At 62.1% G+C, this 16,151-nt stretch carries 12 protein-coding genes and 2 pseudogenes; 5 read left to right on the forward strand and 9 right to left on the reverse strand.

Annotation, left to right across the window (positions count from 1 at the left end):
- Nucleotides 1–19 precede the first annotated feature (19 nt).
- Nucleotides 20–1,696, reverse strand: a complete 1,677-nt coding sequence (locus tag FJ548_RS23215) for an NAD+ synthase (RefSeq protein WP_140779052.1) — start codon at nucleotides 1,694–1,696, stop codon at nucleotides 20–22.
- Nucleotides 1,697–1,821: 125 nt separating this feature from the next.
- Complete coding sequence (locus tag FJ548_RS23220; protein WP_140779053.1) at nucleotides 1,822–2,538, reverse strand: DNA-3-methyladenine glycosylase I; 717 nt, start codon at nucleotides 2,536–2,538, stop codon at nucleotides 1,822–1,824.
- 88 nt (nucleotides 2,539–2,626) lie between these two features.
- Here FJ548_RS23220 and FJ548_RS23225 point away from each other — a divergent pair, with 88 nt between their 5' ends.
- Entirely contained in the window at nucleotides 2,627–3,190 is a 564-nt protein-coding gene (locus tag FJ548_RS23225) for a DUF1003 domain-containing protein (RefSeq protein ID WP_140612394.1), read from the forward strand.
- Nucleotides 3,187–3,774, forward strand: a complete 588-nt coding sequence (locus tag FJ548_RS23230; RefSeq protein WP_140612392.1) for a DedA family protein — start codon at nucleotides 3,187–3,189, stop codon at nucleotides 3,772–3,774. Before FJ548_RS23225 ends, FJ548_RS23230 begins: the two co-directional genes overlap by 4 nt.
- A 33-nt stretch (nucleotides 3,775–3,807) precedes the next feature.
- On the opposite strand, the pseudogene FJ548_RS23235 reads toward FJ548_RS23230, so the two are convergent.
- From FJ548_RS23235 to FJ548_RS23245, 3 genes and pseudogenes are all read right to left on the reverse strand, one after another.
- Nucleotides 3,808–4,371: pseudogene (locus FJ548_RS23235) on the reverse strand (hemerythrin domain-containing protein); the annotation flags it as partial.
- A gap of 129 nt (nucleotides 4,372–4,500) precedes the next feature.
- Nucleotides 4,501–4,860, reverse strand: coding sequence for a diacylglycerol kinase (locus tag FJ548_RS23240; protein WP_140612388.1), 360 nt, complete (start codon nucleotides 4,858–4,860; stop codon nucleotides 4,501–4,503).
- A gap of 77 nt (nucleotides 4,861–4,937) precedes the next feature.
- A complete protein-coding gene (locus FJ548_RS23245) occupies nucleotides 4,938–5,354 on the reverse strand; it encodes a GFA family protein (RefSeq protein WP_140779054.1) in 417 nt (138 codons plus the stop codon).
- A gap of 413 nt (nucleotides 5,355–5,767) precedes the next feature.
- Between FJ548_RS23245 and FJ548_RS23250 the strand changes: the two genes are divergently transcribed.
- Nucleotides 5,768–6,838, forward strand: a complete 1,071-nt coding sequence (locus tag FJ548_RS23250) for a diguanylate cyclase (protein ID WP_140779055.1) — start codon at nucleotides 5,768–5,770, stop codon at nucleotides 6,836–6,838.
- A gap of 112 nt (nucleotides 6,839–6,950) precedes the next feature.
- On the opposite strand, the gene FJ548_RS23255 is transcribed toward FJ548_RS23250, so the two are convergent.
- The 3 genes from FJ548_RS23255 to FJ548_RS23265 form a co-directional block, all read right to left on the reverse strand.
- The gene (locus tag FJ548_RS23255) at nucleotides 6,951–8,324 is read right to left on the reverse strand and encodes a 3-deoxy-7-phosphoheptulonate synthase class II (protein ID WP_140779056.1); all 1,374 of its coding nucleotides are present in this window, start codon (nucleotides 8,322–8,324) and stop codon (nucleotides 6,951–6,953) included.
- A 214-nt stretch (nucleotides 8,325–8,538) separates the two neighbouring features.
- The gene (gene mfd / locus FJ548_RS23260) at nucleotides 8,539–12,036 is read right to left on the reverse strand and encodes a transcription-repair coupling factor (RefSeq protein WP_140779057.1); all 3,498 of its coding nucleotides are present in this window, start codon (nucleotides 12,034–12,036) and stop codon (nucleotides 8,539–8,541) included.
- A 72-nt stretch (nucleotides 12,037–12,108) separates the two neighbouring features.
- Nucleotides 12,109–12,396: a succinate dehydrogenase assembly factor 2 gene (locus FJ548_RS23265; protein WP_140612378.1), complete on the reverse strand. Its 288-nt coding sequence runs from the start codon at nucleotides 12,394–12,396 to the stop codon at nucleotides 12,109–12,111.
- A 92-nt stretch (nucleotides 12,397–12,488) separates the two neighbouring features.
- On the opposite strand from FJ548_RS23265, the gene recG reads away from it, so the two are divergent.
- A complete protein-coding gene (gene recG / locus FJ548_RS23270; protein WP_140693043.1) occupies nucleotides 12,489–14,597 on the forward strand; it encodes an ATP-dependent DNA helicase RecG in 2,109 nt (702 codons plus the stop codon).
- Here the strand turns inward: recG and FJ548_RS23275 are convergent.
- A complete protein-coding gene (locus FJ548_RS23275) occupies nucleotides 14,549–15,301 on the reverse strand; it encodes a DUF502 domain-containing protein (RefSeq protein ID WP_140759958.1) in 753 nt (250 codons plus the stop codon). The genes recG and FJ548_RS23275 overlap by 49 nt on opposite strands.
- A gap of 298 nt (nucleotides 15,302–15,599) precedes the next feature.
- Between FJ548_RS23275 and FJ548_RS23280 the strand changes: the two are divergent.
- A pseudogene (locus FJ548_RS23280) lies at nucleotides 15,600–15,867 on the forward strand (GIY-YIG nuclease family protein).
- Nucleotides 15,868–16,151: the final 284 nt, after the last annotated feature.

Here is a 16,151-nt window from a genome sequence, read left to right on the forward strand (position 1 = left end):
GTCAGCAGGCGAAACGCGCCTACCCGCGATCCCTGAAACGGTTGGTGATGGGATAGCGGCGGTCGCGGCCGAAATTCTTCCTGGTGATCTTCACGCCCGGTGCCGCCTGCCGGCGTTTGTATTCCGCGATGTAGAGCAGATGCTCTATACGCGTCACCGTCGCCCGGTCATGGCCGCGCGCCACGATGTCGTCGACGCCCATCTCGTTCTCGATCAGGCATTCCAGGATATCGTCCAGCACCGGATAGGGCGGCAGCGAATCCTGGTCGGTCTGGTTCTCGCGCAATTCCGCCGATGGCGCCTTGTCGATGATGTTCTTCGGGATGACCTCGCCGGAAGGCCCGAGCGCGCCCGGCGGCACATGGCTGTTGCGCCAGCGCGACAGCGCGTAGACCTGCATCTTGTAGAGGTCCTTGATCGGGTTGAAGCCGCCGTTCATGTCGCCATAGAGCGTGGCGTAGCCGACGGACATCTCGCTCTTGTTGCCAGTGGTGACGACCATCGAGCCGAACTTGTTGGAGATCGCCATCAGGATGGTGCCACGCGCACGGCTCTGCAGGTTCTCTTCGGTGATGCCTTCCTTGGTGCCCTCGAAAAGCTGCGTCAGCGCATGCATGAAGCCTTCGACCGGCTCGAAGATCGGCACGATGTCATAGCGGCAACCGAGCGCCCTGGCGCAGTCCTCGGCATCCTTCAGCGAATCCTTCGACGTGTAGCGGTAAGGCATCATCACCGCGCGCAGCCGTTCCTCGCCAAGTGCATCGACGGCAAGGGCCGCGCAGATCGCCGAATCGATGCCGCCCGACAGGCCGAGCACGACATTCTTGAAGCCGTTCTTGTTGACATAGTCGCGCAGGCCCAGCATGCAGGCCCGGTAGTCGGCTTCCTCCCGCTCGGGGATTTTCGACATCGGCCCCTCAGAGCAGGCCCAATGATCGTCCTGTCTTTTCCAGGTGGTGACGTCGACCGTTTCCTCGAACTGGCTCATCTGGAAGGCAAGCCGTCTGTCGGCGCCAATAGCAAACGACGCACCGTCGAAGATCAGCTCGTCCTGGCCGCCAAGCTGGTTGGCATAGATGATCGGCAGGCCGCACTCGATAACCTGCTTGATGACGACCTGTTGGCGGACATCGATCTTGGCGCGGTAATAGGGCGAGCCGTTCGGCACCAGCAGGATTTCCGCCCCGCTTTCGGCAAGCGTCTCGCAGATGCCGATCTCACCCCAGATGTCCTCGCAGATCGGAATCCCGATGCGCACGCCGCGGAAATTGACAGGCCCCTGGATCTCGGGCCCGGCCTGGAAGACGCGCTTCTCGTCGAATTCGCCGTAGTTGGGGAGATCGAGCTTGTAGCGTTCGGCGATGATCTTGCCGGCATCGGCGAAGACGATCGAATTGTGCGTGCCGCTCTTGCGCTTCAGCGGCGTGCCGATGATGACGCCGGGGCCGCCATCGGCGGTGTCGGCGGCGAAATCCTGCGCCGCCCGCTCGCAGGCCTTCAGGAAGGCCGGCTTCAACACCAGATCCTCCGGCGGATAGCCGGCGAGGAAAAGCTCGGTATAGAGCACGAGATCGGCGCCCTGGCGGGCGGCATCCGCCCTCGCCTCGCGGGCTTTGGCGAGGTTGCCGGCGACATCGCCGACAGTCGGGTTGAGTTGGGCGACTGCAATGCGCAGGATGTCAGGCTTCTTGGTCATGCCTGCTGACTTAGCGCGGCAAAATCCGCCTCGCAATGGCGTTCGCTTGGACCACCCCGGACCAAGTGACATACGTCAGTCGTGTCAGGCCGGATGACCTGGGTGAACAGTGTCCAGACCGACGATCAGTCCTGGCCCATATACTCGCGCAGCGCTTGCGGAGAATGGTTGTCGCCGATCGACATCGCCAGGATGCGCGAAATGTGCCGCCGCGGCAAACCTGTCTCGGCAGCCCACCGGTTGATCTGCGCCTGGACTTTGTCCAGGTCCTTCTTCGAGGTCGGGCTTTCCGCGATGTCGAGCCCGGCGTCGCGAAGTGCCGCCGCCATATCGGTCGAAATGACGAAGGCATCCCACCCCAGCCAGCGCAGGAAATACTGGCCGGTGTTGCCGCCGAGCCGGCTGCCATGCTTGCCGAGATAGGCCATCAGTCCGACCTGGTCGTCGGTCGGCCATTCGGCAAGGAAATGACCGAAGCCGCCATGCTCTCTGGACACACGCTCGACGAAGGCGGCATTGTCGCGAACGGACCTGATCTTCTGCGGATTGCGCACGATGCGCTGATCGGAAGCCAGATCGTGCCAGAAATCGTCAGGCTGGAACAACAGCCGCTTCGGCTCGAAACGCAGAAAAGCCTCCTCGAAGCCTGGCCATTTCTGCTCGATGACCCGCCAGACGAAACCGGCGGCGAAGATCCGCTCGGCCATGGTCGAGAGAATGCGGTCGTCCGCGATCTCGGCGACGGCGGCGTTGTCGGGCACCGGCCCGAGCAGCGTCGAAAGCTCCGCTTCGCCGCCCTTGCGTTTTGCCGCGCGCAGGCGAATTTTTTGAAAATCAGCCATCGGTCCCTCGCTGTCCGCCGCAATGTATCACTTCCCCTGGGAGCCGGCAGCCTCTACCTCTATCGCCAGCCCAGACCTGGAGACAGCCATGTACAAGACGATCGATGAACTGGCGAACCGTTGGTTCAAGCGACGGCCGGACGGCCTCACCCAGTTGGAGAGCCGTGTGCTGCAGTCAACGTTCGAGCGCACCACCATCACCAGGGACACCAACAAGGCTGTCGCCTTCCACCAGACCTTTGGCGACCGGCTTGCCGACACCATCGCCCGCATCGGCGGTTCCTGGTCCTTCATCCTCGCCTTTCTGGCTTTCCTGGTCCTTTGGACCGCTGGCAATGTCTGGCTTCTGTCACGCGATGCCTTCGACCCCTACCCGTTCATCTTCCTCAACCTCATCCTGTCGATGCTTGCCGCCATTCAGGCGCCGGTGATCATGATGGCGCAGAACCGCCAGACCGAGCGCGACCGCATCGATGCCGCCCATGACTACGAGGTCAATCTGAAGGCAGAGATCGAAATCATGGCGCTGCATGAAAAGCTCGACGAACTGCGCCACAGCCAGATCCTCGGCATGCGCGACGAGATCGTGCGGCTGGCCGAACAGGTACAACGGATCGATGAAAGGCTGTCGCAGCAGCAGTCGGCTTCATGACCGACCCGATCCATCATTTCATCGAACAATACGGGCTGCTTGCGGTCTTTCTCGGCTGCGTTGCCGAAGGAGAAAGTGCGGCCATCCTCGGCGGCTTCTTCGCCCACCAGCATATCTTCGTGCTGTGGCATGCCTTCGTCGCGGCAGCACTCGGCGCCTTCGCCGGCGATACGGGCTTCTTCATCCTTGGGCGAAGCTTTGCCGATCATCGCTATGTCGTGAGATTGCGCCGGCGCCCCGGTTTCCGCCGCGCCTACCATCTGCTCAACACCCATCCCAACATCTTCGTACTGTCGAACCGTTACGTCTACGGCATGCGCCTCGTCGGCGGCATAGCGGCCGGACTGTCGCGCATCTCGATGCTGCGTTTCGTCGTCCTCAACGCCGTCTCGTCGACGGTTTGGGCAATCCTGTTCGGCACGATCGGCTACGTCTTCGGGCTGGGAGCCGAGCAGCTTATCGGCAAGGCATTGGCCCGCCACGAGCGGCTGTTGATCGGTCTGGGGATCGGTCTGGCGGTGGCCATCATTGCCTGGCTTGTGGCGCGCCATGTCGCCAGCAAGGAGCGAGCCAGGGAAAGCTGAGCTGATCGTCAGTCTATATCCAGCGCCCGATCGCCCCCGGTCGAGGATCAGCGGGATGATCAGATCCTCCTCGTCGGCGAGATGCCGGGTCAGCATCGCGATCAGCCGGCTGTTCTCGTCGGCATAGGCATCGGCGGCGAAGCGCTGCTTGTCCTCGCCTTCCTGAAGCGTGCGGAGAAAGGCATTCGCCGCCTCGGCGTTACGTTCCAGTCCTTCATGGATCGTGTGGTGGTCGGCGTCGAGGATTTCAAAGCCGCGCTTGAGCCGCGCCTCCGCCTTGGCAAAGACCGGAAAATAATGATGGTCCTCGACATTGTGATGACCATCGAGATTTCCAAGAAAATGATTGAGACGCGGTGCGAACCAGCGCGCGAAATCGGGTGCCGCCAGCCTGCCTTCGCGATAGTCGCCAATGCCGTTGGTGAGCATGCCGCCGAGCTCGCGGAACATGTCGTGCCGCTGCAGCCACATATTGGCGATGCCGTGAACGTTGGCATGGCCCCGCCAGGTTTCGCGTGGATATTTCTCGGTCAGCCAGCGCAGGTCATCCGGCAAGCCTTTGCGTTCGAGAAGCAGGGATTTTGTAAATTCGGACATGACGGTTTCCTTAGCCATGATCCCGAAACGTAAAATCGGTCTTCGGAAAAGATCATGGCCAACATAAACCAGAGCGTCCCGATTTCATCGGGATCAGGCTCTGGTGACCATCATGTAGGGATCAGAGTCTCAGATCGGAACCCCGGTTACGCGCTCGATGAGAGCGATGCCCCAGACGCCACCAGCAATCACTACCGAAATCAGCACCGCCAGCGAGCCGCAATCCTTGGCGAGCTGGATGTCGATGTGGAATTCACGAGAAATTGCGTCACAGGCCGCCTCGATGCCGGTGTTCAGCACCTCGACCATGATCAGGAGCAGCACTGCGCCGATCAGCAGCGCGTAGCTGCGCCACGACACCGAAATGAACCAGCCCGCGGGCAAAGCCAGCACCAGCAGCATCAGTTCCTGCTGGAAAGCCTTCTCGCTAACGGCGAGCTTGCGAAATGCCCGCACCGAATTGATAAAAGCATCGATCAGCCGCTGCATGCTAGACCCCTTTGCGAACCACCGGCACGGGATAAAGCAACGGCCCGGTCAATGGAATAAGGCGTCTTGTCCAAAATTCATTCAGCGACCAGTATCGACGGCGTCGACTTTTCAAACTGCGGCAGCCCGTCGTGGATCGAATAATAGTCGCCCTTGTCGCCGACGAAGATATGGTATTCGCCCTTGAGATCTGTCGGCTTGTCGAACGATCCCGCCAGGACCGAAATGTAGTCTCGATCCCTCGGTTTCCAGAAAAGCACTGACCCGCATACTTTGCAGAAGCCGCGCCTGGCGAAGTCGGACGCCTCGTACCAGGTGATGTTTTCCGCGCCTTCGATCACGATGTCGGCGTCGGCGACATTGGTCGCGGCATAGAAGTGCCCGCTTTGTTTACGGCACTGCGAACAATGACAGTAGACGACGCCCCGCAGCGCGCCGCGCGTCCTGAAGCGGACCGCTTTGCACAGGCACGATCCCTGGTGACTGTCACTCATTTCGGCACTCCTTGAAGAACCTCGTCCATCATCGTCATCAGGATTCCAGCTTTGCGTTGGTTACGCGCAAGCAAATACGACTCCGACTGGCGTGACGATTTCGAAATTCAATTTCATTTTCAGCAGCGCGCCGCGAGATTTCGAATTCAAAGCCGCCAAACTGCGTGTTGTCTCCCGATTGGTGGTGCGGAAATTCATGTCTCTACAGCCACAGGTAGAGAAAAACCCGTGGAAGTCGTGCGAATTAAGGAAACTTTAGCGCTGACGCAATTATGGTCTCTCAAGCAAGGGTCGTGGGTGGGGATGCGTCTCTTCGCAAGATGTTCTGGAACGTCGGCAGGCCACTCCCCCAGTTCGGTGATCAGTGGACCCGCATATTCTGCGTCGGAATCCAAGGGAAGAGTGTATCAGACATGCAGCCGGCAGCAGCACCAACCGAACAGAACACCGATATCGCATCCGCTGTTGTCGCCACGATGCGCCAGTTGGGCGTGCTCGGCCTGCCGCGCAATTACGAGATCTTCTATGAAGCACTGAGTGGCACCAATCGCGAACTCAGCCTTGCGGTGCTTTCGCTGAACAGCCGGCCCACACAGGACGAGTTGGACAAGATCGGCCGTTCTTTCTTTGCCCAGAACCATGGCCCAGGCATCGTGGAGCATGCGCGGGACGTTATCGCCAGGGAACTCGAGGAAGTCGCATCGCTGTTGCGCAGCGAGCGCAGCCACATCGAGAAATACGGCAGGATTCTCGATGAGACATCAAACGGCCTGAACAGCCGCAGCCTGCTCTCCCAGGATCTTCTGCAAAAGATCGCCAACGCCATGTCGATCGCTACCAATTCGACGATCGACCACGGCCGACAGGTCGCCTCGACGCTCAATGACAAAACGGCGGAGCTCGAGAGCGTCAAGTCGAAGCTCGAGGAATACAAGCGGCTGGCCAACACCGATCCGTTGACCCAGATCTGGAACCGCCGCGCCTTCGACAGGGAAATCACCCGAATCTACAACAGCAACAAGGGTATCCTGTTCAATGCCTTGATCCTTGCCGACATCGATCGGTTCAAGGACATCAATGACCGGTATGGCCATCCGGTCGGCGACAAGATCATCCAGGTCATCGCCGAGATTTTCCAGACCAGCATTCGCGGCGATATGTTCGTCGCGCGCACCGGCGGCGAGGAGTTCGCGCTGATCATCGAGGGTGCCAGCGAGGACGCCACCTACGAAATCGCGGAGCGCATTCGCGCGCTGATCGAACAGACGCCATTCACCAGCAGCCAGACCGGCATGAAATACGGTACCGTGACGGTCTCGATGGGCATCTGCATGGCATCCGAGGCCGACGGTCCCGAGGACCTTTACACCAAGGCCGACCGAGCGCTGTACCGCTCCAAGGTCAGCGGCCGCAACCGCGTCACCAGGCATTCGACGATGGCCGGCCGCTCCGGCAAAAGCTGGCTTCTCTACAAGAAGGACTGATGCCTCCTGTTCGTCGATCGCGCCGGCATCGGCGGAGGCACCAGCCATGAGCTGAAAAAGCAAAGGCGCCGGTTTCCCAGGCGCCTTTGCTTTATCGGCCCATTTGGCCGGATCAGCCGTTGACGGCGTGCTTCTGCTGGACCGGATGGCTCTTCTTCAGCAGATCCGATACCAGGAAGGCCAGTTCGATCGCCTGGTCGGCATTGAGGCGCGGATCGCAATGCGTGTGGTAGCGGTCCTGCAATTCCTCGGCCGTGATGGCGCGCGCGCCGCCCGTGCATTCGGTGACGTTCTTGCCGGTCATCTCGACGTGGATGCCGCCGGGATGCGTGCCTTCGGCGCGATGCACCTCGAAGAAGGTCTGCACTTCCTTCAGGATACGGTCGAACGGCCGCGTCTTGTAGCCCGCGGCCTCGATCGTGTTGCCGTGCATCGGGTCCGATGACCAGACCACGCTGCGGCCTTCCTTCTGCACCGCGCGCACCAGCTTCGGCAGATGATCGGCGACCTTGTCGGAGCCGAAGCGGGCGATCAGCGTCAGCCGGCCGGGCTCGTTCTCGGGATTGAGCAGGTCGATCAGTTCCAGCAAGCCGTCAGGCGTCAGCGATGGACCACATTTCAGGCCGAGCGGATTCTTGATGCCGCGGCAATATTCGACATGCGCATGATCGGGCTGGCGCGTGCGATCGCCGATCCAGATCATGTGGCCAGAGGTGGCGTACCAGTCGCCCGAGGTAGAATCGACGCGGGTCAGCGCTTCCTCGTAGCCGAGCAGCAGCGCCTCGTGGCTGGTGTAGAAATCGGTCTCGCGCAGCGCGTAGTTGGTTTCCGAGGTGATACCGACGGCCTTCATGAAGTCCATCGTCTCGGTGATGCGGTTGGCCAGCGACTCGTATTTTTCGCCCTGCGGGCTGTCTGACACGAAGCCGAGCATCCAGCGATGCACGTTCTCCAGGCTGGCATAGCCGCCCTGCGCGAAGGCGCGCAAAAGGTTGAGCGTCGCCGCCGACTGGCGGTATGCCATTTCCTGGCGGGCGGGATCGGGAATACGCGACTTGGCGTCGAACTCGATCCCGTTGATGATGTCGCCGCGATAGCTCGGCAGCGTGACGCCGCTCTTGGTCTCGTTGTCGGACGAGCGCGGCTTGGCGAACTGGCCGGCGACGCGGCCGACCTTCACCACCGGCTGCGCGCCAGCGAAGGTCAGCACGACCGACATCTGCAGGAAGACGCGGAAAAAGTCGCGGATATTGTCCGCGCCATGTTCGGCGAAGCTCTCGGCGCAGTCGCCCCCCTGAAGCAGGAAGGCTTCACCGGCGGCGACCGCGGCCAACTGCTTCTTCAGCTTGCGTGCCTCACCGGCAAAGACCAGCGGCGGAAAGGTGGCGAGCTGGGCTTCCGTGTTCTTCAGAGCTGCAATATCCGGATAGGCGGGAACCTGCTTGATCGGTTTTGCTCTCCAAGAATTCGGCGACCATTTCGTCATCGCTGCACCCAACGCTCTTTCCGAGCAATTCCAGGAAAGTATGAAACGGTTTCCGTCCGGAATTGCGTCAAACCAACGAATGGGCGACCTCGCCCACACTATCTGCCCCGATATGGGGTGGCGGCTCCATACACGAAGCCGATTTCCTATTCTAGACCGGAATTTCAGCGCTGGCGAATGGGTTGCCGCACGCAAGACGGCCTGAAACCTCAGATCAGGCCGCCTTCTCCGCCAACTTCGCCAATTGCGTCATCACAACGGCGGAGCCCGCCAGGCGTTTTTCGGCATTCGGCCAGTCGCGCACGAAGACGACACTGTGGTCTGGCCTGATCTTGGCCAGCGAGCCCTGCTCGCCGATGAATTTGACCAGCCCGACCGGATTGGGGAATTCGCGCTTGCGGAAATGGATGACGACGCCCTTCGGCCCGGCATCGAGCTTCTCGACATTGGCCTTGCGGCAGAGCGCCTTGATGAAGACGATCTTCAAGAGATGCTTCACCTCCTCCGGCAGCGGGCCGAAACGGTCGATCAGCTCGGCGCCGAAGCCATCGATCTCCTCGGTGCTTTCGAGATCGCCGAGACGGCGGTAGAGCGCCAGCCTGAGTTGCAGGTCGGGCACATAGCTTTCCGGGATCATCACCGCCGTGCCGACGGCGATCTGCGGCGACCAGCCGCCATCCTGAACCTCGCCGGAATCCTTCACCTCGGCGACGGCCTCCTCCAGCATCTGCTGGTAGAGCTCGAAACCGACCTCCTTGATGTGGCCGGACTGCTCTTCGCCCAGAAGATTGCCGGCACCACGGATGTCCAGATCATGGCTGGCAAGCTGGAAGCCGGCGCCCAGCGTGTCGAGCGATTGCAGCACCTTCAGCCTGCGCTCGGCCGTATCCGTGAGCTTGCGGTTGGCCGGCAGCGTGAAGAGCGCGTATGCGCGCACCTTCGAGCGGCCGACACGGCCGCGCAGCTGATAGAGCTGCGACAGGCCGAACATGTCCGCGCGGTGGATGATCAGCGTGTTGGCAGTCGGGATGTCGAGGCCGGATTCGACGATGGTCGTCGACAGAAGCACATCGTACTGGCCGTCATAGAAGGCGTTCATGATGTCGTCGAGTTCGCCTGGCGGCATCTGGCCATGAGCCACCGCCACCTTCAGTTCGGGGACGGATTCCTTCAAGAAATCATGAATTTCCGAGAGATCGCTGATGCGCGGAACCACATAGAAGGAATGCCCGCCGCGATAGCGCTCGCGAAGCAGCGTTTCGCGGATGACCAGCGGATCGAACGGCGAAATGAAGGTGCGCACCGCCATGCGGTCGACCGGCGGCGTGGCGATCAGCGACAGTTCACGCACGCCCGTCAGCGCCAGTTGCAGCGTGCGCGGGATTGGCGTCGCCGACAGCGTCAGCACATGCACATCGGTCTTCAGGTCCTTCAGCCGTTCCTTGTGCTTGACGCCAAAATGCTGCTCCTCGTCGATGATCAGCAGGCCGAGATTCTTGAACGAGATCGAGGATCCGAGCAGCGCATGGGTGCCGACGACGATGTCGACCTGACCTTCGGCCAAAGCCTTCTTCGTTTCCGCGAGCTCCTTGGCGCCGACCAGCCGGGAGGCCTGGGCGACGCGGATGGGAAGCCCTGAGAAACGCTGGGAGAACGTCTTGAAATGCTGGCGCGACAACAGCGTCGTCGGCACCACGACGGCGACCTGAAATCCTTCCATCGCCGCGATGAAGGCGGCACGAAGCGCCACTTCGGTCTTGCCGAAGCCGACATCGCCGCAGATCAGCCGGTCCATCGGCTTGCCGGCGCCGAGGTCGTCCCGCACCGAATCGATCGCTGTCTGCTGGTCGTCGGTCTCCTCGTAGGGGAACCGGGCGGCGAATTCATCATAGAGGCCTTCGGCCGGCACCAGCGGCGGTGCGGCGCGCATCTGCCGCTCGGCGGCGATGCGGATCAGCTGTCCGGCCATGTCGAGCAGGCGCCGCTTCAGCTTTGCCTTGCGCGACTGCCAGGCGCCGCCGCCAAGCTTGTCCAGCGTCGCTTCGGCCGAATCCGAACCGTAGCGCGACAGAAGCTCGATATTTTCCACCGGCAGGAACAGCCGGTCGTCGCCGGCATAATGGATCTCGAGACAGTCGTGCGGCGCGCCGACCGCCTCGATGGTGCGCAGCCCGATGAAGCGGCCAATGCCATGGTCGGCATGGACGACGATATCGCCGGCCGACAAGGCAGAGGCTTCGGCAATGAAGTCGGACGCGCGCTTCTTGCGCTTCGAACGGCGGATCAGCCGGTCGCCGAGAATGTCCTGTTCGGCGACGACGACCAGCTTTTCGGTCTCGAAGCCGGATTCCAATGGCAGAACGGCCAATGCCGCCTGCCCCTGCTCGAGCTGTTCGGCCTCTGTCAGCGTGTCGACCTGTTTGAGATTGCCGAGGTGATGCTCGGCCAGTATCTGCCCAAGCCGGTCGAGCGAGCCTTCGGTCCAGCCGGCGATGACGACGCGGCGGCGCGCCGCCCGCTCGTCGGCGATGTGCCTGACGACAACATCGAAGACATTGACGTTCGGGTCAGCGCGCTCCTCGACGAAGCTGCGGCCATGGCGTGAGCCGGCGTGATAGACTTTCTTGGCGCCGGCATCGGGTGCGTCGAAGGGCGTGAAATCGATCGCTTCGCGCGGTCCGAGCGAGGCGATCAGGTTTTCCGGCGAGAGGTAAAGCAGGTCCGGCGCCACCGGCTTGTAAGGCACGGCATCCCTTAGCGCGCTGTCGGCCTGCTTCCTGCGCGCCTCGTAATGATCGAGGATCAATGTGTGGCGTTCGGCGAGCGCCTCATGCGCCAGATGGTCGAAAACGACGGGCGTGTCCGGCAGATAATCGAATACCGTCTCCAGCCGCTCATAGAAGAACGGCAGCCAGTGCTCCATGCCGGCGAAGCGCCGGCCTTCGCTGACCGCGGCGTAGAGGCCGTCGTCACGCGACGGCGCGCCGAACGCTTCGATGTAGGCGCGGCGGAAACGGCTGATGGTTTCGGGCGTGAGCGCCACTTCGCTCATCGCCTGCAGCGCCATCGACTTGCGCTGGCCAGTTGTGCGCTGGGTGACCGCGTCGAAGACGCGGATCGATTCCAGCGTATCGCCGAAGAAATCCAGCCTCAGCGCCTCGGTCCAGCCGGGGGCGAACAGGTCGAGAATGCCGCCGCGCACCGCGAATTCGCCGATGCCGCGCACCGTCGGCACGCGTTCGAAGCCTGACGTTTCCAGTCGCGCGATCAGCACGTTCATGTCGATCTGGTTGCCCGGCCTGGCATGGAAGGTCTGCGCCTCGACGAGATCGGCCGGCGGCACACGCTGCAGAAGCGCATTGGCGGTGGTGAGGATAACGGCACGATGCGGCTTCTTGGCTAGCGCAATCATCGCCGTCAGCGCGTCGAGCCGTTTGGCGGCGGCATCCGAACCCGGCGAGACCCGGTCGTAGGGCAGGCAATCCCATGCCGGCAGCTCCAGCACAGGCAGGCCGGGTGCGGCGAAAGACAGCGCCTCGATGATCGCCGGCAGGCGCTGGCCGTCCCGCGCCACGAACAGCACCGGCTTGTCAGGTGCGATTTCGAGGGCCGTCTGCACCAGGGCAAAAGCTTCATAGCCGTCGGCGACGCCGTCGACGATGAACTGGCCGGCGCGGCCCTTCGGCAGGCCAATGGTTGGAATGAGGCTCATCAAAATCACGGTCTTGGTTGTCGCAATTCCGGACGGAAAACCGCTTCGCACTTTTCCTGGAATTGCTTGTGTTCAGAAAGTCATGGTCCGGCGGGACGCCAGGATTTTTTGCAGGACAGCACAATCGATATCCGCCGGAACGGGGCGCTCGCCGGTGACCAGCGGCAGGAATTCGGCGTCGGGAATGTCGAGGAGCCTCTCATATTGGTCGATTTCCTCGCCGGTCAAGGAACCGATCTCGGCGTCGGCGAACGTGCCGAGGATCAGGTCCATCTCGCGCAGGCCGCGATGCCAGGAGCGGAACAGGAGTTTGCGGCGGCGGGCATCCAGCCCCTCGCTTGATCGTTTCGTTCCGGTCATTGTGCCGCATCCTCGCTTGCTGCGGCGCATATAGCGTGGATAGAGGGTGCTGTCAGCCTTGCGCTGCGACCGTCGCGACATAAGCTGACATCATGCGCCCATCCATCCTCGATCCGCTGTTTGTCCCGATCACTTCGCTTGCCGGCGTCGGGCCGAAGGTCGGCGCGCTGATCGAAAAGGTGGTAGCCGCCGATCTCGGCGATCGCGCCGCGCGCGCCGGCGATCTTCTGTTCGTGCTGCCGCACACCGTCATCGACCGCCGCAACCGGCCCGGCATTGCGCTTGCCGCCCAAGGCGCGATCGTCACGCTCGAGGTGCGCATCGATCGCCACCAGCCGCCACCGCGCGGCAACAGGTCGGTACCCTACCGGGTCTTCGCGCATGACGATACCGGCGAAATCGGCCTGACCTTTTTCCATGCCCACGCTGCCTATCTCGAAAAAGCAATGCCCGTGGGCGAGCATGTCGTGGTCTCCGGCCGCATGGAATGGTTCAACGGCCGCCCGACCATGGTCCACCCCGACCATATCGCGCTGGCCAGCGAAGCGGAAAACCTGCCGCTCGTCGAACCGGTCTATCCGCTCACCGCCGGCCTCTCGGGCAAGGTGCTGCGCCGCGCGATCGGCCAGGCGCTGGCGCGCGTGCCCGATTTGCCGGAGTGGCAGGATGGCGCTTTCATGCGCCGGCACACCTTTCCCGCCTTCGCCGACACGCTTTCCCGTATTCACAACCCGGCGGATCCGATCGACGTCTCGGTTGAGGGCGCGGCCTGGCGACGCCTCGCCTATGACGAATTTCTGGCAGGCCAGGTCTCGCTGGCGCTGGTCCGGGCAAAGGTCCGCCGGCTGTCCGGCCGTCCTTTGGTGGGTGACGGCAGCATCGTTGAGAAACTGCGCGCCGCCCTTCCCTATTCGCTGACATCAAGCCAGGAATTCGCGCTCGCCGAGATCAATGCCGACCTTGCCGACCCCGAACGCATGCTGCGGCTGCTGCAGGGCGATGTCGGCTCCGGCAAGACGGTTGTCGCACTACTGGCCATGGCGCGCGCCGTCGAGGCTGGCGGTCAGGCGGCATTGATGGCGCCCACCGAAATCCTGGCACGCCAGCATCTGGCGACGATCGCGCCGCTTGCCGCCAGGGTCGGGCTGCGCATCGCCATCCTGACCGGCCGAGAGAAAGGCCGCGAGCGCATCGACACGCTGACCGGCCTGGCAAGCGGCGACATCGACATCGTCGTCGGCACCCACGCGCTGTTCCAGGAGACCGTCACCTTTCATGATCTGGTGCTGGCCGTCATCGATGAGCAGCACCGCTTCGGCGTCCACCAGCGGCTTGCCATCACCGCCAAGGGCGATGCGCCCGACATGCTGGTGATGACCGCAACCCCCATTCCACGCACGTTGGTGCTGACCGCCTTCGGCGACATGGACGTGTCGAAATTGACGGAGAAACCCGCCGGCCGCCAGCCGATCCGCACTGTCACCTTGCCGTTGGAGCGGCTCGACGAACTCGTTGGCCGCATGATCGACGCCGTCGCCGGTGGCCAGAAGATTTATTGGATCTGCCCATTGGTCGAGGAATCCGAGGAGATCAAGCTGATGTCGGCCGAGGACCGTTTCGCCTCGCTGAAACCGCTGTTCGGCGACCGGATCGGCCTCGTCCATGGCCGCATGAAGGGTGCCGAGAAGGACGAGGCGATGCGTGCCTTCAAGCAGGGCGAGACGCGCATTCTGATCGCCACCACGGTCATTGAGGTCGGCGTCGACGTGCCGGACGCCACCGTGATGGTCATCGAGCATGCCGAACGCTTCGGCCTTGCCCAATTGCACCAGCTGCGTGGCCGGGTCGGACGCGGCGACAAACCCTCGTCCTGCTTGCTGCTCTACAAGGATCCGCTTGGCGAGACCGCAAGACGCCGGCTGTCGGTGATGCGTGAGACCGAAGACGGTTTCCTGATTGCCGAGGAAGACCTGAAATTGCGCGGCGAAGGCGAATTGCTGGGCACCCGCCAGTCCGGCACGCCGGGTTTTCAGGTGGCGCGCATCGAGGCGCATGCCGATCTGCTCGAGGCCGCTCGCGACGACGCAAGGCTGATCCTGTCGCGCGACCCGGAGCTGCAATCCGACCGTGGGGAAGCGCTGCGCCTGCTGCTCTATTTGTTCGGTCGCGACGAGGCCGTTCGGCTTCTTCGCGCCGGATGAGCTCCTAGCGGCGGGTTGGCCACGGTTCCGTTGATTGGCTCGCCATTCAGCGTCACCACTTTGGTTTTTACTTCCGGCGCCACCAGTCCAGCCGACACGATCAGCTTTGCGCCGTCCTCGATCGTCATGTCCAGCAGCACGATGTCGGACTTCGGCACATACATAAGGAAGCCGGTCGTCGGATTGGGGGTGCAAGGCATGAACACGGCGATCAGCGGGTCGCCCTCCTGGTCAAGCTTCTCATTGATCTCTGTCTCCTTTTCGCTGGCAACAAACACCAGCGACCAGACGCCCTTGCGCGGATATTCGACCAGCCCAACCTGGCGGAACATGTCGCCCTTGTTCGACAGGACGGTCTCGAAAATCTGCTTCAGCGAGCCGTAGATGCCGCGCACCAGCGGCATGCGACCAAGCAGGCGCTCGCCGAAACCCACAATGGCACGACCGACAATGTTGGCGGCGAAGAAACCGATCAGCGTGATCAGGATAAGCGCGACGATCAGCCCGAACCCGGGCACCGGGAATGGCAGGTAGGTATCGGGGCTGTAGCGTGCCGGAATATAGGGTTTTACCCAGGAATCGACCCAGCCGATGAACGACCAGGCGATATAGGCGGTGATCGCCAAGGGCGCGCAGACGATGAAGCCCGTGAGGAAATAGTTCCTCAGCCGGGTCATGCCGGAGGTCTTCGGAGCATCGGACATGGTTCACCGGAGGCGCGGGTTGCAACGCAACATTAGTGAACCGGAAGCCGGTTTGGAACTGCGAAGTTTTTAAAGAGCGCTTGTTATGCCGCAGCCCCGAGTGGTTCGAGCGGAAGCCGCTTCCATCCTCGATTAGCCGAAACATCCTTCCCTTCGTCATCCACGGGCGAAGCAGTCGCGGAGCGACTGCGCAGACCCGAGGATCCATTCCGTGACGTGCGCCGAAGAATGCAAAACCTCAAGATTGTCGCCGGGCCGTCTGGCCGCTATCCCTTCGCTCGTTACGGGCTATGTCTACATGACTGCAAGCAGGAAGCGCGGCACCATCTACATTGGTGTCACAAACGATCTCGGGCGCCGGATGCCAGAGCACAAATCCGGTGAAGGCTCGCGCTTTACCGGGCGCTACGGCGTGCAGCGGCTGGTCTGGTACGAGGAATACTTCGACATTCGCGATGCAATTCAGCGCGAGAAGTCGCTGAAACGCTGGCCGCCAATGAAAAATCGAACTGATCGAAAAGGCCAATTCAGAGTGGTTCGAGCTTTTCCGTGGAATCGGATGGTAGCGCTCGGTTTTGCACCGTTTAGATCCGCCACAAAGGTCACGGAATGGATCCTCGGGTCTGCGCAGTCGCTTCGCGCCTGCTCCGCCCGAGGATGACGAAAGGATGAAACCTACTCCACGGTCACCGACTTCGCCAGATTGCGCGGCTGGTCGACGTCGGTGCCCATGAACACGGCGGTGAAGTAGGCCAGCATCTGGATCGGCAGCGCGTAGATGATCGGCGAGATGATTTCGGGCACGTCAGGCAGCACGATCGTCTCCCTCGTGGTCACGCTCGCCTGCGCC

Origin of the sequence: Mesorhizobium sp. B2-4-17 (assembly GCF_006441275.1) — a bacterium.
Taxonomy (GTDB): Bacteria; Pseudomonadota; Alphaproteobacteria; order Rhizobiales; family Rhizobiaceae; genus Mesorhizobium.